This window comes from Phyllobacterium sp. 0TCS1.6A, from assembly GCF_026420825.1.
GTDB lineage: Bacteria > Pseudomonadota > Alphaproteobacteria > Rhizobiales > Rhizobiaceae > Phyllobacterium.
This window is the reverse complement of the sequence record NZ_JAPMAB010000003.1, coordinates 257,284-279,156: the sequence shown is the minus strand read 5'-3', so window position 1 is coordinate 279,156 and position 21,873 is coordinate 257,284. Positions and strand designations below refer to the sequence as shown.

The window sequence follows — 21,873 nt, the reverse complement described above, 5'->3', positions numbered from 1 at the left end:
CTCTGGCGAGAAAATCGTTGACCTGACAGGAGGCTCCTGATTCAAGAATCGGGATGAATCCAACCTGTTCGACGTCAGATCCCGATGAACTGCTCGCCCAGATCGCTGCGCTGAAAGCGGAGAACGGGAAACTCGACGATCGCGTCTTTAATGAGGCCGAACAGGCCGCCGCGACTGAGAGCGTCGAGGAATATAGCGATGACGGCGGTGATGACGCCACCGCCATCGATCTGCCGGATACCGGGGGAGCAATTCCGCAAAAAGCGTAGGCGCAAACGCCTGCCGGCTCATGTGCCACGTGAACGGGTGGAATACGATGTGCCGGAAGATCAAAAGCTGTGCCCTTGCTGCCGTCATCCGATGCACAGAATGGGTGAAGTCGTCACCGAACAGTTGCATGTGGTGACGAGCGCGAAGGTCTTGCAGAATGCACGGGTGAAGTACGCCTGCCGGAATTGCGAGCGCACCGGCATCAATACGCCTGTGGTGATCGCGCCGATGCCAGCGCAGCCCTTGCCGCCAGCGTCGCCACACCCTCAACGCTGGCGTTAGCGCTTGTCAGCAAATATGTGGATGGCATGCCTCTCTATCGTCTGTCGCAGGCATTTGACCGGATCAATGTGCCGATGAGCCGCGGGACATTCGGCAATTGGGTGATCCGCGCCTGCGATCTGCATCTGAACCGCATTTATGATGCCCTGAAGGAAAAGCTTCTGGCCCAGCCCGTTCTCCATGGCGATGAGACCTGGGTGCAGGTGCTGAAGGAAAAGGGCCGGAAGCCCCAGAACAAAATCCTACATGTGGGCCTTTCGCAGCGTGCAGGACAGCGAGCAGCCGGTCGTGCTGTTCGAATCCAGCCTGGTCGCGGCAAGCATACCCTCAGGCTTTCCTTGGCGACTATCAAGGTCTTCTGATCAGCGACGGTTACGAGGCCTGGCGCACGATCCGGGGGGCGATGCATTTTGGTTGCATGGCGCATTCACGCAGGAAGTTCAACGATGCGCTCAAGGCCATGAAGAAGCCCGGTGGCGCACCGATGGAGGTCCTGAAGGTGCTCGCGAAGCTTTACCAGATCGAAAAGCAGGCGCGCGAAGACGAGCCGGGTGACGGGGAAACACGCCACGCCTATGCATTCCGGTTGCGCCAGCAGCATAGTGTGCCGGTGTTGATTACCTTCAGGCAATGGCTCGAAAAGATATCCCCGAAGATCGCCCCGAAAAGCAAGCTCGGCAGAGCCATCTCCTATACGCTGAACCAATGGGATTATCTGGCCCGCTACACCAGTGATGGCCGGGTTCCGATCGACAACAATATACTCGAACGCGATATTAGGCCCTTTTGCACGGGAAGAAAAAGCTGGCTCTTCCGCGACACTGTTGATGGGGCAAAGGCGAGTGCGGTGGTTTACAGTCTGGTCCTGACCTGTCGGGCTTGCGGCGTTGATCCCTTCAAATGGCTGGGCCACGTCCTGACGGAACTGCCCAGGCGTAACAGGGAGAATCCAGATATAGACGACCTGCTGCCGTTCAACTTCGCCAGGCAAGTGGAAATCGGCGTCGCCGCCTGAGCCGCCTTTGTGTCGGCCAAGGTGTCCACCTTGAAGGTGTACCCCTTGGTATCTGGTGTAATCTCTTGCGGGCGGCTCGGAATGCGGGAAGCTGTGACGAGGGGGCTCCCTGATAGGGGTACCCTTTCAAGGTGAACACCTTGAATTGCCGTGCAAAGAAAGCCGCGCTTACGATAGTTAATGATATTAACTATCAATTTGTGAGGTAATCGGCGGTGTTTGGCGGGCCATGAACGTAGGAGATGGGCATGTCAGTTTCACTATTCCTCTCTGAGGCCGCCGGCACTCTTAGAAACTGCGATCTTATTCGATCGGGGTTGCTGAAGTCGTGTCAGCCGGGATCTTCGAGTCGATACCTTCAACATACCGGATTATTGGCCTGAAGACGACGTCCGGACTTCCGCATACGGATGGCAGCTTTGCGCGCCCATACCGGCTCTTTCAGACAGACTTTCCAGCGGACGGCATTCACCAAGTGATCAATGAAGAGCGACAAAGCTGGAAAACGGAAGGACTCACTCACTTGGCGACAGCGAGCGACGCTAGTGAGGCGCGGAGTTCCAGGGCGGCGTCGCGCAGTTCTGCGACATATGTCTCGATGGGATACTGGTCGAATATCTGCTGCTCCAGTCCCGTTACGCCGATCGAAAACATAACCCCCGCATATGGAATGTCGATCGGAACGGCCAAAGCGGTCACGCCAAGTTCGAACTCGGAGTGGCTTAGAGCGTAGCCTTGCGCACGGACACGCTCCAGTTCCTCACGAACGACCATAGGGTCGATGATTGTATTGGGCAGATATTTCTTGAGCGGCTTCGCAAGTTGCTGATCTATCGCCGATTCTTCCTGAAAGGCGAAGATCGCCTTGCCTGACGCGGTGGCGTGGATCGGCGAATACTCGCCGGGCACGATAAGGGCGCGTTCGGTGACCTCGGGCATCGCAAACGCCACGAGACGGACCTTATCGACGATCAACTGATTGACATAGAACACTTGGCCGAACTGCCTCAGCAGTCGGGACAGGATCGGGTCGGCCACCGCCTGCACGTTCCTAGCCCCGAATGCGACATGCATTACCCTGACGAGGCGGCGCCCCAGATGGTAGGTCTTGTCGGATTCGCTCATGGCCAAATAGCCTATCGCAACGAGGCTGTTCACGATCCTGTGGGCCGTCGAAGCAGGAAGCCCGACAGCCTCGCTTATCTTCTTGAGAGTAACCCCCTCCTTGGTCGCCGCCACCGCATCTACGACCTGCGCCGCGCGCGTTAAAGGCATGGATGCAGCGTCTTTGGGCGTTTTCGCGATGTTCTGCTCCAAGTCATTCTCCATTTCGAGCCTCTCCTGCACAGATCGGAGCCCATCAATGGGCGCAAGTCCCTTGACATCTCATCAACCGCAGAATAGTTTCTATAAAACGGAAATGCAATTCCGAAAAATGGAAATCTAGCAAACGATTTCCTAGGGCGAACAGGAACTGATTCGATGCTAGCTGCGCGTAGTGGTTCACTTTTATGGAAGGACCCCTGGTCCCTCATCTCCATCCCGGGGATCGTGTTCATTGCGCTTGGCTTTGGATCAGCGCTTGCGTTCACAGTCGTGCGAAGCCTGACGGATCCCGGTCCTCAGAACTACTTCCGCATTCTGCAAGGCGCGTCTTTTCATGCGCTCCTCACGACCTTCAAGGCTTCGGCGATCACCGCAGTTGTCGTTCTGGCGATGGGCTATGCCTACGCCTACGCCATGCGCGTCGGGCCGAAGCCGCTGCGCATATATCTGATGCTTTTTCTGGCAGTGCAGTTCGCCACAAGTTCGATAGCGCGCGCCTATTCCTGGGTGCAGTTGCTGCAGACCAATGGTGTCGTGAACAAACTGCTGATGAGCGCCGGCGTGATCGATAGCCCGTTGAAGCTGATGCGCAACGATCTGGGGGCCATTATCGGCACAAGTCATGTGCTGCTGCCGCACATGGTCCTGATTCTCTATGCTTCCATGCAGCAGGTCGACCTCGCCACCGTTTCGGCGGCGCGCAGCCTCGGCGCCAGCGCGCCACGCGCTTTCTTCTCAGTCTTCGTTCCTGCAACGAAAGTCGGCATATTGAGCGGTCTGGCGCTCACCTTCATCCTGGGCCTTAGCTTCTACGCCACCCCGGCTCTGCTGGGTAACCCGTCCGGCCAGATGATCAGCGCAATGATCATGACGCAGGCCGAGTACGGCAATTTCGGTGCCGCGTCGACGCTTTCGATAACTCTGGTTTTCATCACGCTGCTCGGCCTGTTCCTGACAAGCCTGTTCCTGCGGCGGTATCGTTCGGTGGGCTCCCGATGAATACGCTCCGGCTGGGTTGGATCGGGTGGCTCTCGATCATCATCGTCAACGTCTTCCTGTGGGCGCCGCTGGTAGTGATTGGCATGCTCGGTTTCAGTGACGCCAACAGCATGACATTTCCGCCGCCGACTTACTCGACGCGCTGGTTATCGTCGCTAGTGACTGATCCTCTCTGGACGCACTCTATTTCGACGAGTCTGTGGATCGGCGTCATTACCGTCATCCTGTCGGTCGTGCTCGGCGTGCCGCTTGGACTGGGCCTTGCAAGAGGGCAGTTGGGCAAGTGGCCCGCGGTTCAGGCTCTGGTCGCGGCTCCGCTCATCCTGCCGGCAATCAGTCTTGCCATAGGCTTCTATTTCGTTTCGGCGCGCTTGCAGATTCTCGATTCCATGCTGCCGCTCATTCTGTCCCACACGACGGTCGGCATTTCCTTCATGGTGGCGACGGTTTCAGCCGCAGCGCGTAGCGTCGACAACGCCCTTGAGCCAGCCGCGCGCACGCTGGGAGCATCGTTCCTGCGATCGATATGGGACGTGACGCTCCCGATGATCCTTGCCGGCGTAATCGGCGGCGCGGTGTTGGCGTTCCTTCACTCATGGGATGACGTGGTGAGCGCCCTGATGCTGGGAACCGCGAGAATCCAGCCTTTCCCGCTCAAGCTCTGGGCGGAAATGCAGCATGTCCTTAATCCCGTCGCCGCGACAGCCGCTGTTCTCCTTTCCGGCGTCGGCATCGGATTGTTCGGCCTCGCCGCCCTGATCGTCCTACTCCGCAGCAAGCGGATGCCAGCAGGACAAGCGAGTGGAATACTTTTGAGACACGGAGCAGGCGAATGAGCGTCGCAGCAAGCACAACCGCAGCCGCCGTAGCGCTGTGCAGCGTCCGAAAGGAATATGGCCGCTTTGTCGCCTTGGATAATATCGACCTCGAGGTGCCGGCCGGTTCGTTCTGCACCTTCCTGGGGCCATCGGGCTCCGGCAAGACCACAACGCTCAATATTGTGGGCGGCCTGGTGTCGCCTGATCATGGCCGCGTCAGCATAGGCGAAGCCGACTGCACCCGACTGGCGCCCGACAAGCGCGGGCTGGGCTTTGTCTTCCAGAGCTATGCGCTGTTCCCCCATATGACGATCGCGAAAAACATCGCCTATCCGCTCAAACTGAGAGGCGTGACAGGTGCTGAGCAGGATCGTCTGGTCGCCGATGCGCTGAGTCTGGTCCGGCTCACCGAGATCGCGAACCGGTATCCGTCGGAGCTGTCCGGGGGCCAGCAACAGCGCGTGGCCTTGGCGCGAGCCTTCGTCTTTAGACCGAAAGTCCTGCTGATGGATGAGCCGCTGAGCGCCCTTGACGCCGCCCTGCGCGCCCATCTCCAGCGGGAGATCGTACGGATCACGCGGGAGCTTGGCTGCACGGTTCTCTATGTGACGCACGATCAGGAAGAGGCGCTGGCGATGAGCGACCAGATCGTTCTCTTCAATCAGGGCAGGATCGAGCAGCGCGGCACGCCTCTTGGAATCTATAGCAATCCATTGACCGAATTCGCGGCGGGCTTCGTCGGGAACGGAAGGCTTGTCCATGGCGTCCTTCACAGAGATGGGGATGCCTGTTTTGTAGCGGCACCGGGCGGGCTGCGCGTGACCGTGGATCCGCAATCCGTTGCTCATGTCGGGATCGGGAATGGCGCGCCTGCCGCTGCAGTATTCCGTCCCGAAACGATCAGTCTCTCGGCGCCTCCCGCAGAAGCGGGCGGAGAATTGTGCCGCGGAACCGTCAAGGATGCGATCTTCGTCGGAGGTCAGATCAAGGTGAGGGTGAAGCTGAACGAAGACAACATCGTCGAGTGCCGCTGCAACCCGAGAAGCGGGCCGTGGGAAACCGGGGCCGAGGTGTCCGTACGGATCAATCCAGACAACCTGCCGGCGGTGGTCCCGTCAACGACGGCGACCAGACCACGAACATAATGACAAGAGCCCCAGTCCGCCGGTCAAAGCGGAAGCAAGGGCCATGGATGAGAAGAACCTCAGAAATCCAACGAAAGGGAACATTCATATGATCAGGAAAAATATAGCGCGCTTCAACGCAACGACAGCCAGGGCAATTTTCAGCGGCGTGATGCTTGCCGCCACCCTCGTTTCGGGAAGCGTCGCCTTCGCACAGGAAAAAGTGACGCTCGTCTGGGTCGGCTACGGCGGCGCCAGCGGCGAGGCCGTCAAGAGGGTCTGGCTCGAACCCTTTATGAAGGATAATCCGAACATCGAGGTCGTCTACGAAGCCGGCGTCCAATGGGCCAAGCTCGCCGCGATGCGCGAAACCGGGAATGTGACCTGGGATCTCTACGAGGGCGACCTCTACGCCACAGACCCCGAGAACTACTTCGAGAAGATCGACTGCGCGGTTATCCCCTGCGATGAAATCATGCAGGATTCGAACCGCAGCGACTACACGATTGTAACCAGAACCCTCGTGAACGGCGTCGCCTACGACAAGGACGCGTTCGGCGATAATCCGCCCAAGACATGGCAGGATTTCTTCGACCTTGAGAAATTCCCGGGCAAGCGAGGTGTGCTCGCCCGCCCGACCGCCGCAGGCACTGTGTTGATGGGTTCGATGATCGGCGCCGGCGTGCCGCGCGAGGAACTCGTGCCTTACAAGACTGAAGCGGCCTTCGGCGCGCTGAACAAGCTGAAGGAGAACGACAGCCTCGTCCTGTTTGCGCAGGGACCCCAATGCCCGCAGCTTCTGCGCGACAAGGAGGTCGTGATGGCCGGACATTGCGACGCCGGATCCATCGTGGCGGCTAACGAAGACGGCGCCAACCTCGGATTCGCATGGGATTCGTCTATCGTGCTCGGCGCATCGATGGCGGTGGTGAAGGGCAGCAAGCACCCCAAGGAGGCCATGCAACTCATCGCCTACATTCTCGATAAGGAGAACAACGCCAAGATGAGCGCGCTCGTAGCGCAGGGTCCAAGCAATACGCTGGCCCTCGACAAGGTCGACGCCAAGTACAAGGACTGGACCATCGCGGGCCATCCCGATGTGAAGCCTTACGCCTATGACTGGCCGTATCTTCGCGTCGACGGCCAGAAGCTCAACGAAGCCTATCAGAACTGGTTCTCGGGCAACTGAGACCAATCCCGCATACCGGCGCGCAAGCGCGCGAGCCTCTTCAAAAGGATTCACAAAGTGACGATCTCGGAACCGATCCTGCCATTCACCGGCATCAAAGTGTTGAGCTTCGCGCAACTGGCGCAGGGGCCGGCCAGCGTACAATTGCTGGCCGATCTCGGGGCTGACGTGGTCAAGGTCGAGCGGCCCGGTTCCGGGTCGCTGGAGCGGACCTACAGGCTTCGGAACGGCGAAAGTCTTCTCTTCCAGATGCTGCATCGGAACCAGAAGAGCCTTACGCTCGACCTAAAGTCGGTCGAGGGCAAGGAGATCATTCTCAAGCTTGTCGAGGGCGCCGACGTTCTGGTCGAGAATTTTCGCCCGGGAGTGATGGACAGGCTCGGTCTGGGTTATCAGGACCTGTCCCGCGTCAATCCCCGTCTCGTCTACCTGTCTGCTTCGGGTTTCGGTCCGGATGGCCCCTATGTCAGCCGTCCGGGCCAGGACCTGATCTTGCAGGGGATGACCGGCCTTGCCTCGGCGACGGGCAAGCGCACGGATCTTCCGACGCCGACCGGCGCCTCGGTGATCGACTTCCATTCGGCCGCGCTGAATGCGTTCTCTATGGCCGCCGCCCTGCTTCACCGCGAGAAGACCGGCAAGGGACAGCACGTCACCACCAGCCTGCTCGACGCCGCCGCGCACCTGCAGACCGAGAATATATTCGACTGCGCCAACGGCATTCACAAGGTGCGCAGCACTTCGGGTCTGGCCAGCCCCGGCGCCGAAGCGCCCTATGGAATCTACGAAACAGCCGACGGACATATCTCGTTATCGGACGTATCGACGGCGGCCCTGTCAGATGCGCTCGATGAGCCGCGTATCGCGGAATTCTCGAAGCAGGATGCATTCACCCGGCGCGATGAACTCCATGACATCGTGGCCGAGCGAATGAAGCAACGCACCAGCGCGGACTGGCTTCAGCACCTGCTCTCGAAGGGCATCTGGTGCGGCCCAGTGCAGGGATACGAAGAATTGCTGGAGGACCCGCAGTTCACGCACAACGAACTTCTCTTCGAGACAGAACATCCGCGTCTCGGACGGCTGCGCAACATTCGCAGCCCGGTCACCATGTCAGAGGCGCCAACCAGCCTCCATCCGCGCAGGATGGCGCCGGAAGTCGGACAGCACACAGACGAAGTGCTGACCGGGATCGGCCTCAGCGCCGATAAAATCGCGTCGTTGAGAGCGGCAAAGATCGTCTGACATCAACCTTCGACAACCACGTTTATAGACAGGAAGACTATGAGAAGCGTCAAACTTGGGGGCGTGGTATCCGCCCTCCTTACCCCCTTCTACGATGATTACTCGATCGACTACGCGTCTTTGCGCAAACTGGTCGACCGGTCGCTGGCTGTAAAAAGCGTCGGCGCGGTATTTGGAGTGGGCCATGCCGGCGAAGTCGCGAGTCTCACGCGCGAGGAGCGCGCCGAGGTCACGCGCGTCATCAGCGATCAGGTGAAGGGGCGCGTTCCGGTTCTGACCGGCGTGTACACGGATTCGCTCAATGAGGCGGTCGACCACGCCAGGGATGCAAAGGCCGCCGGGGCCGACGCCGTCACTATCTTCCCACCGCCGATCTTCGCGGACGGCGCCTGCGCCAGCCACGAGATGCCGCTGCTATGGCACGAGACGATTGCGGAAAAGGCCGACATCCCCCTGGTTCTGTTCCAGTTCAGCCCCGGCGGCGGCCTCGGTTACACGCCGGATACGCTGCGGCGCCTGGTGGCCCTTCCCTATGTAGTCGGCATCAAGGAAGGTAGCGCCGGCATGGTTCCCTACCAGTTGAACGTCGAGATTTGCCGCGAGGCGACGCCGCCCGTGCCGGTTCTGACCTCGAACAACTCTTCGCTGCTCAGCTCTCTGGCTGTCGGCGGCGAGGGAATCCTGTCCGGGAGCGGCAGTGTTATCGCCGCGGAACTGGGCGAGATGTGGGAAGCTGTCGAGAAAGGCGACCTCTTTGCCGCCCGCGCGGCGCATGAAAAGCTGCGGCCGCTAACGAAGTGCTTCTACAAGGCTCCGTTCATCGACATGCACACGCGGATGAAGGAGTGCTTGGTGATGCTCGGCGTTCTGGAAAGAGCAACCGTGCGACCGCCTCTTCTCGCGATCTCGGAAATCGAGCGCAAGGCGCTCCGCGACGCGTTGGCGTTCGCCGGCCTGCTCAAGGGTTAAGCTGCGATGGCTGAGTGCGTGGATCTCATCTTCGACGGTGACATCGCCGAAATATGGTTGAACCGGCCGAAGGTTCTCAACGCGCTCAGCCGGCAGTTGATGAATGAACTCGACGCGGCGTTGGCGGAGGTCGGGCGATCGTCGGCGCGCGCTCTGCTGCTCATGGGCCGTGGCGAGAGAGCATTTTGCGCCGGCGCCGACATCACCGAGTTCAAGCCGGTCGCGACCACGGTGGAAGCGCGGGTATGGCACTATCGGCGCGATGTGTGCATGCGGATTCAAACGCTGCCCATGCCGACGATCGCCGCCATGCATGGCTATACCTTCGGCGGTGGCATCGCACTGGCATTGCCCTGCGACCTGCGGATCGCTGCTGCCGACACATTGTTTGCGCTGCCCGAAACAGCGCTGGGCACTTTTCCCGGCATGGGAGTGACGCTCAGGCTTCCGCAGATCGTCGGGCGCAGCGAGGCGATGAGGCTTATCTTCACGGGTGAGCGGATCGACGCCGCGGAGGCGCTTAGCATTGGCCTCGTCAACGAGGTCGTGCTGACGTCCGACCTGATCGCCAGAGCGCGCGAGGTCGCGGGATACATCGTTGAACGAGGGCCGCTCGGCGTCCGCTACGCCAAGGAGGCAATTGCGCGAGGTGAACGCACGGCGCTGGCGGAGGGGCTCAAGGTGGAAATCGATCTCAACATGTTCATGGATACGACCGAGGATTACGTCGAGGGCGCCAAAGCCTTCGGCGAACGTCGCAAGCCGGTCTTCCGAGGCCGCTGACCGCGAATGCTGAAAGGAATTTGATCATGGCAGAATGCGTTGAACTCTCGTTCGAGAACGACATAGCCACCGTCTGGCTCAACAGGCCGCATGCGCTCAATGCGCTGAGCAATCAGCTCATGCTGGAACTGAACGCGGCGATTGCCGAGGTCGAGGCGTCGTCGGCCCGTGTCTTCATTCTTGCCGGCCGGGGCGAACGCGCGTTCTGCGCGGGCGCCGACATCAAGGAATTCAAGACGGTCGCGACCACCGTGGAAGCGCGAGCGAAGCATTACAGTCGCGATGTCAGCGGCCGCATAGAGCGCCTGCCGATGCCGACGCTGGCCGCAGTGCACGGCTACACACTCGGCGGCGGATTAGAACTTGCGCTGAGCTGCGATATACGCATCGCCGCCGAAAACACGCTGTTCGGGTTTCCGGAAACGGGGCTTGGCACGTTTCCGGGAACGGGAGGAACGCAGCGGACGCCGCGGCTGATCGGCAAGAGCCAGGCCATGTGGATGATCTTCACCGGTCAGAGGATTGATGCCGTGGAAGCGTTGCGCATCGGGCTTGTGAACGCCGTGGCTCCGACTGAAGGCCTGATGGAGCGCGTTCTCGAAACCGCTGGCAGGATTGCCTCCAACGCGCCGCTGGGCGTGCGCTACGCGAAGGAAGCAATTGTCCGAGGCGAACGCGTTCCACTCGAGGAAGGCATGAAGATCGAGACCGATCTGAACATGTTCATGGACACAACCGAAGACTATGTCGAAGGCGCGAAGGCCTTCGGAGAACGTCGCAAACCACGCTTTGTCGGCAAATAGAAATGTCAGAGCGCAAATCTGAAGGAGACGCTATGTCGACGTTTGAAGACCGGCTGCAAAAGCTTCGCGCGAAGTATGGCGAGGCGCATGGTGGCGAGATGTTTGACCCACGGTTTCGGAAGGTTGCCGACAAGATCTTCTCGAAGAACGGCACGCGCCAGGCACCCTATGCAGGCGTACCGACCTTTTTGTCCGCTCCCCATCTGGTTGTCGATCCGGTCAATCCGGATTTCAAGGATTTGCAAGTGGCGCTCCTGGGCATACCGATGGATCTCGGCGTCACCAACCGCAACGGCGCCCGGTTCGGGCCGCGTGCGCTTCGGGCGATAGAGCGGATCGGGCCCTACAATCACGTGCTGGAAACCGCTCCTGTGCACGAGTTGCGGGTCGCCGACATCGGCGACGTGCCTTTTCAAAGCAGATACAGGCTCGAATTAAGCCACGAGGACATCGAACGCCGCGTTGCCCAGATTGTCAAGGCCGGCGTCATTCCTCTTTCCGTGGGCGGCGACCATTCGATAACGCACCCGATCCTGCGGGCGGTTGGCAAGCAGCGCCCGGTGGGCATGATTCATATCGATGCTCATTGCGACACCGGCGGGTTGTTCGACCAGACAAAGTTTCATCACGGCGGACCATTCAGGAACGCGGTGCTCGACGGAGTGCTCGATCCTGCCCGCACGATCCAAATCGGAATCCGGGGTTCCTCGGAATATCTGTGGGAATTCTCCTATGAATCGGGAATGACGGTCATCCACGCTGAGGAAGTGTCCGATCTGGGAATCGCAGCGATCATCGAAAAGGCGAGAGCGGTCGTCGGCGACGGTCCCACTTACCTGTCGTTCGATGTCGACAGTCTCGATCCGTCCTTCGCACCGGGTACGGGAACGCCGGAAATCGGCGGCTTGGCGACGCGCGAGGTGCTGGAGCTGCTCAGAGGTTTGAAGGGACTCAACCTCGTGGGAGGCGACGTTGTCGAGGTAGCGCCTCAATACGACCCTTCAACCAACACCGCCCAAGCGGCGGCCCAGATCCTATTCGAGATACTGAGCCTCATGCCCTTCAGTCCGACTGTTCTTTAAAGAGGTCCCGCCTGTTATAGGGCTAAAGCGCAAAATGTACTTACTACTATCGCCCGGTGCGCTGTGCGGAATACCGCAGATTAATCCGCGATAGGCTGCAGCTACTGGCGCTACCGGAATGCCAGCGAGATGATACACGAGGGCCTGCGTCTGATAGAGCAGCAGGAAACCCTTGAAACCGCCAAGCTGGAAGCTCTCCGCGAGGGCTGCCCGGATCGATTTCGCCAATCTCGAAGAAGGCCGGTTTGTCGACTTCGCCTCGGTCGACGTACTCGGGGATCACTTGGCTCGCGCTACAGAGGAAGCGCTGGCGTTAGGGCACCGCTGAGCCAAATGGATGGCAGGGACGTGTAGCGGTCGGACATGCGACCAAACTCGCAGCAATGGGTGACAAACAGCTCAACCGGCTTACCGCAGCAGGCGTGGCCGTTACAGCGCTGCCATCCACCGACCTCTATCTAAACGGCAGGGAACAGCAGTTTCGCGCACCGCGCGGTGTTGCGCCAATTCATTTTCTGGCTGAACGAGGAGTTACAGTTTCAGTGGCAACGAATAACGTTCTCAACCCCTTTACCCCCTATGGCGATGCCTCGCTCATACGAATGGCCAATCTCTATGCCAACATCATGCATATCGGCCCAGAAGAGTTTCCACGTTGCTTCGATATGATCAGCACAGGCGCTGCCCGGCTGATGCGGATTCCGAATTATGGACTTTTCTCCCGGGAACAGAGCCGATATCATCGTCCTTGACACCACTGATGAAATGGAGGCTTTCGGAGGATTGGCATCTCCGTTGGTGGGTTTCAAGCGCGGTCAAAAAAGCTTCATTCGCCCTGCTGCCCGCATTTTTAAACCAGGTTAAACCTAAGGAAATCTGATTCAGGTATGCGATCGTTCCTGGTCTCAGGGAGGAACGCTGCTCGTCTTCAGCGGAGAATTATCGATGTTCGAAGGCCGTCATTTCGATAAAATCCGGCGTCCAGCGGTAAGCTGAGCTCGCTAACCGATTTTTGCAACACATCCGTTAGAGCCCCACTCCTGCGTACGCACTGCACGCTCCACCTGCGCAAGCAGCGCCTGTTCGCCGGACTCCACTAGGCCATGCGGAGCCCAGCAAGCCGAGAGCTTGCATTCGATCACGCGATCTATTATTGATCTATTCGGCAGCGATTGCCAATGCGCTCGATCGCGCTCTAGCGAGCAGAACTGCTCCCGCCAACGGATCGTACGCCAGATACCGTCGCGCAAACAGCAGGATGATGCGGCCCTTGAACATTGCGACTTCCCGGCGCGAAGTTCAACCTTTTCAATCTCACAATGGTAGTTTACGGAAAATTTGCAGAGCCATTGACGCCGGCAACGGCTGTAGCACCGCTGCCGGCCAAAATTGATCAGGCGGGCCAGATCGACTGCAGCTTCTCCCCGGCCAATATGCGCTGTCTTGCGGCAGCTTCGTTCCTGCCCAGTTCGTCTGCCGCGTCGGCGACATCACGCACCCGGTCCTTGGCGATGACGACGACACCGTCGATATCGGCGAAGATCACATCGCCCGGATTGATCACGACCCGGCCGAATTTCAATGGGACCTGCGATTTCTTCGGCTCCTTCTTGCCGGTGACGCCGACAGGGCTCACTGCGGTGCCGAAGAGCGGATAGCCAAGCGCGCGGACCTGCGCCAGGTCGCGCACCGTTCCATTGACGATCGTCGCCGCCGCGCCGCGCGTCTTCGCCCCGGTGCTCATCAGTTCGCCCGAGCAGGCACCATCGGCACAGGATGCGTCGCAGACAAGAATTCCGCCTTCGGGCGTATTGTCGATGGCATTGTGATAGACATCCTGCGGCTCGCCCTTGCGATCGGACGGTTCGAACAGCACGGTCACGGCTGGCCCGCAGACGACCTCGCCGGCAGGCAGCGCGCCGAGCAGGGAGATTCCCTCGAGGTAGCCCCACAGGCCGAGATGTTCCATGCTGTCGTGGACATCGCCGGAGTACCATTTCTTCAGCCGCGAAATTGCTTCCCAGTCAGTGTCGGAATAGTTGAAATCAGGCATTCTTACCGTCCTTGTCCTTGCTGTTCTTTATGGCAACGCGCAGATAGGCCGCGCTATTGTCGATCTGTGCCCGCATGAGGGCCTTTGCACCTGCCTCGTCCCTGTTCTGGATCATGGCAAGAATATCCGCATGTTCGGCATAGGCCGCATCGAGCGATTTGCTCGGCACGCGGCTCGTCACTCGGATAACCTCGGTGATGAGACCATAGAGATTGTCGTAGAAAACCGAGAGAATCTGGTTGCCGGTCGAGTGCACCAGTGCGAGATGGAATGCCGCGTCGGCCTCGGTAAAGCCCGAGAAATCGCCGCTGTCGCGCGCCTGCCGCATCGCGTCCAGCGCCGCCCGGACTTCATCGCCCACCGGATCTTCGCTGGCGGTCAGCAGTCCGACCACTTCCGTCTCGATCATGCGACGAACAACCATCAGCTGTAGCAAATATTCGGGGTCGCTCGAGAAAAGCTGTCTGACAGTTATGGCGAGGGTGCCGAGAAATTCGCCGACATCATCCCGCACCACGGTCGTCCGTTCCCCATGCCGGCGTCGGACGAGCCCCTTGGTTTCGAGTATCTGTATTGCCTCACGGACGGAGCGCGTGGATACGCCGAAATCGCGCGCGATCTCGCTCTCGGAAGGCAGGCGCTCACCGATCGCCAGCTCTCCCGACATGATCTGGGCTTCCAGCGAACTGGCCACCGAAGAATGTAGCCGGTCCCGGGACCGTCCCTGATCCGATATTCGCTCATTGGATATCATGCATTCGCTCCCGCTGTTCCAGTCGATATTTCCAGCCTTTGCGACAATGCCCTCGAAACTTCAACAGGCACTGGCTTGACTGGTCCCCCGACAAATTCGCCGAACTACACTTGACTCATACTGATGTCATAAGTCATATGTCAAGAGTGGCTCGACGTGACTGGGAGGTCTCGGAAGTAACGGAGCCAGGGCGGCCATCATCAAATCGTCGCGAAACACCCGCCGCAGTAGGCGCCGGGAGGAACGATCGGGAGGAGAAAATATGATCAGATCATTTGCGCGTCACACCATGGCCGTTCTCGGCCTTGCTGCTTTGCTTTCAACGCCCTTTGCCGCGGCACAGGCGCAGACCACGGCCGATATCGAAAAGAAGGGGACGGTCACCATCGGTGTTCTCACCGGCATCCCGCCCTATGACACGGTGGATGCATCCGGCAATCCCGATGGGTTCATCGTCGACCTGGCTCGGGAGGCGGCCAAGGCTCTCGGCGTGCAGCTCGCCGTCGTGCCCGTGAATAATGCATCGCGTGCGGCGGCACTCGAATCCGGCCGTGTCGATTTCCTGATCGCCCATATGACGGCGACGCCGGAGCGCGCGAAGACCTTTCTCATGACCAATCCCTACGGGGCCTATCAGATGCGGTTCGTGGCCGCCAAGGACATGAAGCTTACTTCGCTGGACGACCTGAAGGGCAAACGCGTATCGGTGCCCAAGGGAAGCACGCAGGACGTCGCTGTCAGCGGCTACGGCATCGATGGACTGGAGGTCGTGCGCTTCGACGACGACGCGCTGGCCATGCAGGCGCTCGTTTCGGGGCAGGTGGATGCCACCGCGGCGGTTGCCGCCGTCGCCAATGACGTCATCACCAAGCGCAGCCTCGACAATCTCGAAGTCAAGAACGACTTGCCCATCTTTACGCTCTACTGGTCCATGGCGACACGCAAGGATGCGACCGAACTCCACCAGTGGTTGAACAACTTCATCTACTACGCCGAAATCACTGGAAAGCTCGATGAGCTGCACAAGAAGTGGATCGGAATTCCGACGCCAGGCGGCAAGCTGCCGACATTCTGACCGGGGCGCGGCGCGCAGATGATGGCGCGCCCGACGGTCGGCGGGGCAGAAAGCACCGCCGGCCGGCTGTAGCAGGAGGCATCATGGCTTATGAAATGAACTTTGCGCCGGTATTCGCCCGAACGCCGGAGCTCGTCAGCGGTACGATCGACACGATCACGCTGTCCGCCCAATCCATCGCGGTCGGGCTGGTGATCGGCCTCGCCGTGGCATTGCTGAGGGTGGACGGGCCGAAATGGAGCGCGGTGTTCGGTGCGGCCTATGTCGAAGCCTTCCGCAACACGCCGCTATTGGTGCAATTGTTCCTGCTGTTCTTCGGGCTGCCCTATATCGGCTTTCGCCTGAGCGCCGATCACGCGGCGATCCTTGCGATCTCGCTCAATCTCGGCGCCTATTCGGCGGAGATATTCCGCGCCGGCCTTCTGGCGATCCCGAAGACGCAGATCGAGGCCGGCCTTGCGCTGGGCCTGTCGCGATTGCAGGTGATGCGCTATGTCGTCATCATACCGGCGCTGCGGATCATCTATCCGGCGCTGACCGGCCAGCTTACGCTCACGCTGCTCGGAACCTCGATCGCTTCGGCCATATCCGCGACGGAATTGACGCTCGCGGGCGCTAAGATCGAATCGCAGACATTCCGCAGTCTCGAGACCTTCCTCGTTCTCGCTGCCATCTATATCGGCATCACCTTTGCGTTCCGCCTGCTCTACTGGCTGGTCGGATTGTGGCTGTTCCGCCGCCGCACGCCGCCAGCAGGTTCGGCCACTGCAACACTCACTTTACCGCGCGAGGTGGAATCATGATCCAGTCCTTCGGGTGGTCGAGCGTCGGGTTCCTCTGGAACGGATTAATCTGGACGGTATGCCTTTCCCTGTGCACCTTCGTCTGCGGCGGCGTTTTCGGCCTCATCTTTGCGGTCGGCCGGGCGCTCGGCCCACGCTGGCTGCAAATGATCATCGCGGGCTATATCCAGCTCATCCAGGCGACACCACTGCTCATTCTGGTATTCCTGGCATTTTACGGGCTAAGCTTTGCCGGTTTCTACTTTCCGCCGCTCGCCGCCGCCGCGATCTCGCTGACGATCTATTCGACCGCCTTCCTCGCCGATATCTGGAGGGGCTGTATCGAAGCCATCCCGGCCACCCAGTGGGAGGCCGCGGACGCACTCGCGCTCAGCCGCACGCAACGATTGCGCTATGTGATCCTGCCTCAGGCATTCCGCATCGCGCTCGGCCCGACCGTCGGCTTCATGGTGCAGATCGTGAAGAATACATCCGTGACGGCCCTCATCGGCTTCGTGGAACTGACCCGCGCAGGGCAGTTGCTCAATAACATGACATTCCAGCCCTTCCACGTCTTCCTGACGGTCGCCGCGATGTATTTCCTCGTGTGCTTCCCCTTGTCGTGGTGGAGCGAGAGATTGAAGGAGAGAAAGCATGCCGGCGCTGCGCATTGAAAACCTGAAGAAATCATATGGCGCCGTCCCGGTCCTCAATGGGATCGATCTCACCGTCGACAATGGCGACGTCGTCGCAGTCATCGGCCGCTCCGGTTCGGGCAAGAGCACCATGCTGCGCTGTATCAATGGCCTCGAACCTTTTCAGGACGGCGCCATCGAGGTTGCCGGGCACGTCCTCGACCGGTCGCGCGCCAATCTGCGTGAATTGCGGAAGGAGGTGGGGATGGTGTTCCAGAGCTACAATCTGTTCCCGCATCTGTCGGTCGCCGAGAATATCACGCTGGCGCCGCGTGTGGTGAAGGGCGTTCCGAAGGAGCAGCAATCGGCGCTTGTCGAGGAAGTGCTGGCGCGGGTCGACCTGCAGGAAAAGCGGCACGCCTTTCCCGACGAATTGTCCGGCGGGCAGCAGCAGCGCGTGGCGATCGCCCGTTCGCTGGCAATGAAGCCGAAAGTCATGCTCTTCGACGAGGTGACCTCGGCGCTCGATCCAGAACTTACCGGCGAGGTGCTCAAGACCATTGCCGAACTCGCCCAGGCGGGAATGACTATGGTTCTCGTCACGCACGAGATGGGATTTGCCCGCCGCGTCGCCAACCGTACCGTTTTCATGCACCAGGGCCGCATCTGGGAGGAGGGGAGGTCGGAAGAGCTCTTCGCCAATCCAAGAACACCGGAACTTCAAAGCTTCGTGGCCCCGGATCTGAAATGAGCCGCACAATTCATGACATGCAAATCCAAGGAGATGACAATTGCCCGGTCCTGAGAATCGAACCCTGATCGACAAGATGAAGCGTGGGGAGGCCGTCTTCGGCGCGACCTTCTACACGGGGTCCACCACGGCCATCGAGGCGGCGGGCAATTGGGGGCTCGACTTCGCCTTCATCGATGCCGAACACACGCCCGTCAACATCGACCCGCAGATGGAAAAGCTGGTACTGGCGGCGCTGCTTGCCGCAATTGCGCCACTCGTGCGCGTGCGCGGCACTAATGAGTGGGACATCCGCAAATCGCTGGAATTCGGCGCCACGGGCGTCATCGTTCCCCAGGTCGGCACCGCCGAACAGGCCCGCGCCATCGTCCGGGCCGCAAAGTTTCCACCCTATGGACGGCGCGGCGGCGATGCCAATTGCCGTGCGGCAGGCTTCGGCGGCCCGGGTTTCCAGTGGTCGGCCTATATGGAGCACGAAAATGAAAGCCGCCTGGTGATACCGATGGCGGAAAGCTACGAATTCTTCGACAATATCGACGAAATCCTCGATGTCGAAGGCATCGACGTGATCAATTTCGGGCCTGCCGATTATTCGATCTCGCGCCGCATTTCCATCGACTATTCCATGTCGCATCCGGAGGTGGAAGACAAGCTCGCCGAGCTTATCGAAAAGGCCCACGCCCGCAACATAAAGGTCATGGCGCCGTGCATTCCGCCGGTCGCCGACAATGTCACAGCGCTCAAGAAAAAGGGCGTCGACATGATCATCATGGGCAATGACGTGCTGTTCCTCAATGAAGGATGCCGCCGGGCCCGCGAAGCAATCGACACGGCAGCGAAATCCGCCTGAGCAAAGCGCATCATATCCAGCAAGGACCAATCAATGAGTGATCCATTCGACATTGCAGGCCGCGTTGCGGTCGTCACCGGCGGCCTCGGCCAACTCGGAACCCAGTTCACCAAATCGCTCGCGGAGGCAGGGGCCAAGGTGGCGATCTACAGCCGGCGCCCGTTCAGCGACGAGAAGCTGGCGGAGAAATTTCCGGGGCTAACCGAGCGCATCCGCGTCTATGAGGCCAGCGTCACTGACAAGGAGGCACTCGAGACGGCCACCGAAAAACTGATCGCGGACTGGGGCGTGCCGCATATCCTCGTCAACAATGCCGGCATTGACTCCAAGCCAGACGGCTCCGCCGAGCAGAACGCGCCGTTCGAGGTCTATCCGCAGAAATATTGGGACGAGATCATCGAGACGAACCTGACCGGCGTCATGCTGACCAGCCAGGTGGTCGGCAGCAGGATGGCCGAGGCGGGACGCGGCTCCATCATCAATGTCGGCTCGATCTACGGCATCGTCTCGCCCAACCAGGCGCTCTATGCCTATCGCGAGAAGCGGGACGGCATACCCTTCGTCAAGGCCATTTCCTACGCCGCGTCGAAATCCGGGCTCGTGAACCTGACCCGCTATCTCGGCACCTATTGGGGTACCAAGAAAGTCCGCGTCAACCTCATCTCCTTCGGTGGCGTCAAGACGGCGAGCTTCGACAAGGAGTTCATCGAAGCCTTTCTCGAAAGGGTGCCGATGGGCCGTCAGGCCGAGATCGACGAGTATAATGGCATCATCCGGTTTCTAGCCTCCGATGCATCCTCCTACATGACCGGGTCCAACGTCGTGGTCGATGGCGGCTTCACCGCCTGGTAGCTGCTGGCGAGGGCGGTGCGCCTAGGCACCGCCCCGTCCTGGCTTATCGCCGCGTCAGCCGCAGCGCCATCATGACGATCAACGCCATGACGGCGGAATAGGCGACGAGCGGCCAGGCTGTGTCGCCCGGCAGCAGCATCACCGCTAGGCTGCCGGTAATGCCGACGAACAGGCTCTGCGTGCAGAAATAGGCGGCGACGGCGATCGTTCAGGGCGCGGCATGCCAATATGACGCTGGCAACGATGAAGTTGTTTTCGACTATTTGCTTAAAAGGCGTAGCATACCCTGTTTCGAACAGCATAATGGCATAGCCATACCGAGGCATGTCAATGCGACGCCCCACCGCAAAGTTGCGAAAAGGTGCCTCATCGTAATGAAAGCTGATCCGCAAAGCAAAATTGCAACGGGAACCGCTCAATCAAGTAAAGTCACAGACATAGAGGCTTGGGTGCTCCGCGGAGCGCTTAAGTGCGCAGATTGATTATATTATAGTCCTATTAAGGTGGCATCTCGAGTTCAACTAGGATTCACTCTGAAAATGGGAATTCTCACTAGGACGTGAAGTCATAAATCGAAATGGCGAGCGCGTTACATCGCTGACAGGAAGCGCTTTACGATTTCGCCAGGTTCATGTGCGAACTTTCGAAATTTCTCGTCGGATTCCTGCTGTAATCGAGCCGTATCAGCGTCGCAGAGGGCCGCGTCGACCTGGGCCTCGGATTGACCTTGAGCGGCCCCCGCTGAGAGGGCGGCAGATCGGCAAACGCGGAACAATTCAGAGAACTGTTCTCGGTAGTCGTCATCTGCAGTCAAGTGCTCTTGCAATGATCGCTGAGGTCATCGACCTCTCACTAAACAAGATTCGCTCGGCCCGAATTCTGGACGCTCATCTCGCAGACCGGCAGTTTATCGTCGGCAAGGAACTCACATTGGCTGACATCGATATCTCTGTCCCATTCTCCCAGGTTCACCGATCCAAGCCGCCCCTTGCTGAGTTTTCGAACCTCTGGGCTTGGCAACAACGGCTTCTGAATACAATCCCCGCGTGGGTAGAAACTAAACGGGATCTTGATCACCGCATGGATACGTTCTTCAACAGCATCGGCCTCACATTCTGATGCAGGATTCGGAGCGAGGTATGCCTGATACGACCGGAACAGGATTGCAACTGCAGTTTTGAACCGCCGAGTTAAGGTAATCGCATCGAGGGTGTGTTTCACAAACCAAGTTCCAGGGATTCAGAATCCATGCTTTTCGAGGAGTTCGACCGCCTCCCGTGCAATGTGATCTCCGTGTTCGAACAAGTTCCGCCATGCTCCGACACCGGCAACGATGTCTGGATGCGAGACGGCCGACGAGAATGCCTCCACACCTACGAGTCCTTGATAACCGGCATGTTTAAGGCGGATCAGAAGGGGTGAAAAGTCGATGGTACCACGGCTTAGCGATCCTCGATGGTTCTGGTCGATCTCGAAGTAAGCCAGATGGGGAAGGGCAGTCTCCAGCGCATCCATCATATCGTCTTCTTCTATGTTCATGTGAAAGGCGTCGAGGTGTACTTTGACGTTGTCTGCGCCGATGGTTTCGATCATTCTGACTGCGTCGGATGCGGTATTGATAAGGTTCGTTTCGTAACGATTCACCACTTCGAGTGACAGCATCATTCCCATCGTTTTTGCTTTGTCCGCAACAATCGCCAGCCCTTCAGCGGCGGCGTTGAAGTTGTCTTCCGTGGCCACACGAGTGGCCTTTCCGAATGCGGAATAGAGTATACCGCCCATTCGATCTGCACCCATGGCCGCGGCAAGTTCCAGCGCGGTTTTGTGACGTTCAACGCCGCGCTTCCAGATCGACCGATCAGTACTTGATATGTCGTTGTCGATCTGCAGCGGCGATGTCGTTACGGGCTTAAGTCCGGCATCGGCAAAGATCCGCCCAATCTTGGTCGGCTCGATGTTCTCATGGTTACGGATGGGGACAACAACATGATTGAACCCAAATGCCGCCGCCCTCTCCACCGCATAGGCCCCGTCCTCTGTCGTCCACTGCGGGACCCATGTGTAGGCGTGTATAGAGCGTTGCGTCATCGTCCGGTATCCTCCCTGTCTCATGCTTATATCTGATATCTTGCATCTGATATGCAAGTATGCAAGATCTGTCATTAGCAGTCTGATGGTGGAGGAGAACACGCAGCAGACTTTCGTGGAGCATCCGC

General features: G+C 59.3%; 25 protein-coding genes and 1 pseudogene. 22 read left to right on the top strand and 4 right to left on the bottom strand.

Annotation, left to right across the window (positions count from 1 at the left end; translation table 11 throughout):
* Positions 1 to 53: 53 nt before the first annotated feature.
* The 4 genes and pseudogenes from OSJ75_RS09475 to OSJ75_RS22915 all read left to right on the top strand — a co-directional run bounded on the left by OSJ75_RS09475 (position 54) and on the right by OSJ75_RS22915 (position 1,567).
* Positions 54 to 269: a hypothetical protein gene (locus OSJ75_RS09475; RefSeq protein ID WP_267227731.1), complete on the top strand. Its 216-nt coding sequence runs from the start codon at positions 54 to 56 to the stop codon at positions 267 to 269.
* Positions 199 to 552 (top strand): IS66 family transposase zinc-finger binding domain-containing protein, encoded by a 354-nt coding sequence (locus OSJ75_RS22870; RefSeq protein ID WP_323748354.1) that lies wholly within the window; start codon positions 199 to 201, stop codon positions 550 to 552. Before OSJ75_RS09475 ends, OSJ75_RS22870 begins: the two co-directional genes overlap by 71 nt.
* A 26-nt stretch (positions 553 to 578) precedes the next feature.
* Positions 579 to 1,417 (top strand): annotated as a pseudogene (gene tnpC, locus OSJ75_RS22920) (IS66 family transposase); the annotation flags it as partial.
* On the top strand, positions 1,400 to 1,567 hold the full coding sequence (locus OSJ75_RS22915; protein ID WP_416362549.1) for a transposase domain-containing protein: 168 nt from the start codon (positions 1,400 to 1,402) through the stop codon (positions 1,565 to 1,567). The pseudogene tnpC and the gene OSJ75_RS22915, both read left to right, overlap by 18 nt.
* 519 nt (positions 1,568 to 2,086) lie before the next feature.
* Here OSJ75_RS22915 and OSJ75_RS09460 read toward each other — a convergent pair.
* Positions 2,087 to 2,884, bottom strand: a complete 798-nt coding sequence (locus OSJ75_RS09460; RefSeq protein ID WP_267227729.1) for an IclR family transcriptional regulator — start codon at positions 2,882 to 2,884, stop codon at positions 2,087 to 2,089.
* Positions 2,885 to 3,049: 165 nt separating this feature from the next.
* Here OSJ75_RS09460 and OSJ75_RS09455 point away from each other — a divergent pair, with 165 nt between their 5' ends.
* From OSJ75_RS09455 to OSJ75_RS09405, 11 genes are all read left to right on the top strand, one after another.
* Entirely contained in the window at positions 3,050 to 3,892 is an 843-nt protein-coding gene (locus OSJ75_RS09455; protein ID WP_267227728.1) for an ABC transporter permease, read from the top strand.
* A complete protein-coding gene (locus tag OSJ75_RS09450) occupies positions 3,889 to 4,728 on the top strand; it encodes an ABC transporter permease (RefSeq protein ID WP_267227727.1) in 840 nt (279 codons plus the stop codon). Before OSJ75_RS09455 ends, OSJ75_RS09450 begins: the two co-directional genes overlap by 4 nt.
* Positions 4,725 to 5,855: an ABC transporter ATP-binding protein gene (locus tag OSJ75_RS09445; RefSeq protein ID WP_267227726.1), complete on the top strand. Its 1,131-nt coding sequence runs from the start codon at positions 4,725 to 4,727 to the stop codon at positions 5,853 to 5,855. The genes OSJ75_RS09450 and OSJ75_RS09445 overlap by 4 nt, the downstream gene beginning before the upstream one ends.
* 88 nt (positions 5,856 to 5,943) lie before the next feature.
* Positions 5,944 to 7,023 (top strand): extracellular solute-binding protein, encoded by a 1,080-nt coding sequence (locus tag OSJ75_RS09440; protein WP_267227725.1) that lies wholly within the window; start codon positions 5,944 to 5,946, stop codon positions 7,021 to 7,023.
* A gap of 57 nt (positions 7,024 to 7,080) precedes the next feature.
* Positions 7,081 to 8,268: a CaiB/BaiF CoA transferase family protein gene (locus OSJ75_RS09435; protein ID WP_267227723.1), complete on the top strand. Its 1,188-nt coding sequence runs from the start codon at positions 7,081 to 7,083 to the stop codon at positions 8,266 to 8,268.
* A 39-nt stretch (positions 8,269 to 8,307) separates the two neighbouring features.
* Positions 8,308 to 9,237 (top strand): dihydrodipicolinate synthase family protein, encoded by a 930-nt coding sequence (locus tag OSJ75_RS09430; protein ID WP_267227722.1) that lies wholly within the window; start codon positions 8,308 to 8,310, stop codon positions 9,235 to 9,237.
* A gap of 6 nt (positions 9,238 to 9,243) precedes the next feature.
* On the top strand, positions 9,244 to 10,020 hold the full coding sequence (locus OSJ75_RS09425; RefSeq protein WP_267227721.1) for an enoyl-CoA hydratase/isomerase family protein: 777 nt from the start codon (positions 9,244 to 9,246) through the stop codon (positions 10,018 to 10,020).
* A 26-nt stretch (positions 10,021 to 10,046) separates the two neighbouring features.
* The gene (locus OSJ75_RS09420; RefSeq protein WP_267227720.1) at positions 10,047 to 10,823 is read left to right on the top strand and encodes an enoyl-CoA hydratase/isomerase family protein; all 777 of its coding nucleotides are present in this window, start codon (positions 10,047 to 10,049) and stop codon (positions 10,821 to 10,823) included.
* 32 nt (positions 10,824 to 10,855) lie between these two features.
* Complete coding sequence (gene speB, locus OSJ75_RS09415) at positions 10,856 to 11,905, top strand: agmatinase (protein ID WP_267228034.1); 1,050 nt, start codon at positions 10,856 to 10,858, stop codon at positions 11,903 to 11,905.
* A gap of 129 nt (positions 11,906 to 12,034) precedes the next feature.
* Positions 12,035 to 12,259, top strand: coding sequence for a hypothetical protein (locus OSJ75_RS09410; RefSeq protein ID WP_323748353.1), 225 nt, complete (start codon positions 12,035 to 12,037; stop codon positions 12,257 to 12,259).
* A gap of 29 nt (positions 12,260 to 12,288) precedes the next feature.
* On the top strand, positions 12,289 to 12,657 hold the full coding sequence (locus OSJ75_RS09405; RefSeq protein WP_267227719.1) for a hypothetical protein: 369 nt from the start codon (positions 12,289 to 12,291) through the stop codon (positions 12,655 to 12,657).
* Between the two features lie 641 nt (positions 12,658 to 13,298).
* Here the strand turns inward: OSJ75_RS09405 and OSJ75_RS09400 are convergent.
* Positions 13,299 to 13,958 carry an RraA family protein gene (locus OSJ75_RS09400; protein WP_267227718.1) on the bottom strand — a complete coding sequence of 220 codons (660 nt, stop codon included), beginning with the start codon at positions 13,956 to 13,958 and terminating at the stop codon, positions 13,299 to 13,301.
* Positions 13,951 to 14,712 carry a FadR/GntR family transcriptional regulator gene (locus tag OSJ75_RS09395; protein WP_267227717.1) on the bottom strand — a complete coding sequence of 254 codons (762 nt, stop codon included), beginning with the start codon at positions 14,710 to 14,712 and terminating at the stop codon, positions 13,951 to 13,953. The genes OSJ75_RS09400 and OSJ75_RS09395 overlap by 8 nt, the downstream gene beginning before the upstream one ends.
* Before the next feature lie 262 nt (positions 14,713 to 14,974).
* On the opposite strand from OSJ75_RS09395, the gene OSJ75_RS09390 reads away from it, so the two are divergent.
* The 7 genes from OSJ75_RS09390 to OSJ75_RS09360 all read left to right on the top strand — a co-directional run bounded on the left by OSJ75_RS09390 (position 14,975) and on the right by OSJ75_RS09360 (position 20,776).
* Positions 14,975 to 15,787 (top strand): transporter substrate-binding domain-containing protein, encoded by an 813-nt coding sequence (locus OSJ75_RS09390; RefSeq protein ID WP_267227716.1) that lies wholly within the window; start codon positions 14,975 to 14,977, stop codon positions 15,785 to 15,787.
* Positions 15,788 to 15,870: 83 nt separating this feature from the next.
* A complete protein-coding gene (locus OSJ75_RS09385) occupies positions 15,871 to 16,590 on the top strand; it encodes an amino acid ABC transporter permease (RefSeq protein ID WP_250015631.1) in 720 nt (239 codons plus the stop codon).
* Positions 16,584 to 17,243, top strand: coding sequence for an amino acid ABC transporter permease (locus tag OSJ75_RS09380; protein ID WP_267228033.1), 660 nt, complete (start codon positions 16,584 to 16,586; stop codon positions 17,241 to 17,243). Before OSJ75_RS09385 ends, OSJ75_RS09380 begins: the two co-directional genes overlap by 7 nt.
* Positions 17,224 to 17,955 carry an amino acid ABC transporter ATP-binding protein gene (locus tag OSJ75_RS09375; RefSeq protein ID WP_267227714.1) on the top strand — a complete coding sequence of 244 codons (732 nt, stop codon included), beginning with the start codon at positions 17,224 to 17,226 and terminating at the stop codon, positions 17,953 to 17,955. Before OSJ75_RS09380 ends, OSJ75_RS09375 begins: the two co-directional genes overlap by 20 nt.
* A 40-nt stretch (positions 17,956 to 17,995) precedes the next feature.
* Positions 17,996 to 18,805: an HpcH/HpaI aldolase family protein gene (locus OSJ75_RS09370; RefSeq protein ID WP_267227713.1), complete on the top strand. Its 810-nt coding sequence runs from the start codon at positions 17,996 to 17,998 to the stop codon at positions 18,803 to 18,805.
* Positions 18,806 to 18,838: 33 nt separating this feature from the next.
* On the top strand, positions 18,839 to 19,657 hold the full coding sequence (locus OSJ75_RS09365) for an SDR family oxidoreductase (RefSeq protein WP_267227712.1): 819 nt from the start codon (positions 18,839 to 18,841) through the stop codon (positions 19,655 to 19,657).
* An 825-nt stretch (positions 19,658 to 20,482) separates the two neighbouring features.
* The gene (locus OSJ75_RS09360) at positions 20,483 to 20,776 is read left to right on the top strand and encodes a glutathione S-transferase family protein (RefSeq protein WP_267227711.1); all 294 of its coding nucleotides are present in this window, start codon (positions 20,483 to 20,485) and stop codon (positions 20,774 to 20,776) included.
* 120 nt (positions 20,777 to 20,896) lie between these two features.
* On the opposite strand, the gene OSJ75_RS09355 is transcribed toward OSJ75_RS09360, so the two are convergent.
* A complete protein-coding gene (locus tag OSJ75_RS09355) occupies positions 20,897 to 21,745 on the bottom strand; it encodes a sugar phosphate isomerase/epimerase family protein (RefSeq protein WP_250015637.1) in 849 nt (282 codons plus the stop codon).
* Positions 21,746 to 21,873: the final 128 nt, after the last annotated feature.